Source organism: Ruegeria sp. BHSC043 (assembly GCF_059612985.1).
Genome location: NZ_JBXWRS010000035.1, coordinates 1 through 1,451, shown reverse-complemented (window position 1 = coordinate 1,451; position 1,451 = coordinate 1). Strand labels below are relative to the sequence as shown.

The 1,451-nt window shown below is 60.9% G+C and carries 1 protein-coding gene and 1 pseudogene; one reads left to right on the top strand and one right to left on the bottom strand.

Features of this window, described 5'->3' with window-relative positions:
* Positions 1–779 (bottom strand): N-acetyltransferase DgcN family protein (locus AC2FMM_RS18375; protein WP_496797358.1); only part of this gene is annotated, 779 nt, incomplete at its 3' end.
* Between the two features lie 293 nt (positions 780–1,072).
* On the opposite strand from AC2FMM_RS18375, the pseudogene AC2FMM_RS18370 reads away from it, so the two are divergent.
* Positions 1,073–1,451: pseudogene (locus tag AC2FMM_RS18370) on the top strand (L-malyl-CoA/beta-methylmalyl-CoA lyase); the annotation flags it as partial.

Sequence of the window (1,451 nt, the reverse complement as noted above, 5' to 3'; positions counted from 1 at the left end):
TATTCCGGCAAACCGCGCATGTGGGTGCGGGTCGGCTCGTGGCACAGGACCAGAGCATCCGGCTGACCGCCATGGATCAGCGCCATGGTCACGCCGGAATACGAGACATGGAACAGCGACCCCTGCCCCTCGATGTGATCCCAGTGATCGGGATCGTTCTCGGGTGTCAGGTATTCGACGGAACCGGCCATGAAATCGGCCACCACGGCGTCAAGCGGAACGCCCTGCCCGGTGATCAGAATGCCGGTCTGGCCGGTGGCGCGGAAGGTCGATTTCATGCCGCGCTTGCGCATCTCGGCATCCATCGACATGGCCGTGTACATCTTGCCCACCGAACAATCGGTACCCACCGCCAGACAGCGCTTGCCGTTGCGTTTGCGCCCGTTGGCAATCGGATAGCCCACGGTAGGGACGCGAACGTCATGCAGGGTGCAGCCATGAGTCTGGGCCGCGGCCACCAGATCGCCTTCGTCGCGCAGCAGGTTGTGCAGGCCAGAAGCCAGGTCATAGCCCATTTCCAGCGCGGCGATCAGGACCTCTTTCCAGGCCTGGCTGATGACGCCACCGCGGTTCGCGACACCGATCACCAACGTCTTGGCGCCGGCGGCCTTACCTTCGGCCAGGGTCATGTCGGTCAGGCCCAGATCGGCCTTGCAGCCCTCCATCCGCAGCTGACCCACGGCGTTTTCCGGGCGCCAGTCCCGAATGCCGATCGCGACCTTGGCGGCCAATTGGTCGGGGGCATCGCCCAAAAACAGCAGGTACGGTGTCTCGATCATCGCGCGCTCTCCTTTTCTTCCGCCCCAACCTATTGAAGGCCGTCAACGAGCGTTTCTCATTTTCCTCCGACCTGCCGCACATCGAACGGAGAATTTTGCAAGATTCCCCCAAATAGCGCAAAAAGCTTCGAAATTTTCAAAATGATGAAACTTTGACCGCCGCGTTCCGGGGGCTACGCACAGCTTTCTGCAACAGCATTGCCGCAACTGCACAATCAGGCTTGCGCAGGGTCGCGCAATTTAATACCCAATTGCCAACTGAAATCGTAATTTCATTACCCAGCGAGGTGCCGATGAGCTTTCGTATCCAACCCGCCGCCCCGGCGCGACCAAACCGCTGTCAGCTGTTCGGCCCCGGATCCAACACCAAGCTGTTCCCCAAGATGGCCGCCTCGGCTGCGGACGTGATCAACCTCGACCTAGAAGATTCGGTGGCCCCGTCCGACAAGGACACCGCCCGCGCCAACGTGATCGAGGCGCTGAACACCGTGGATTGGGGTAACAAGTACATGTCGGTGCGCATCAACGGGCTGGACACGCCCTATTGGTACCGCGACGTGGTGGACCTGCTGGAACAGGCCAGCGACCGGCTGGATCAGATCATGATCCCCAAAGTCGGCTGCGCAGAGGATGTCTATGCGGTTGACGCTCTGGTCACTGCGATCGAACGCG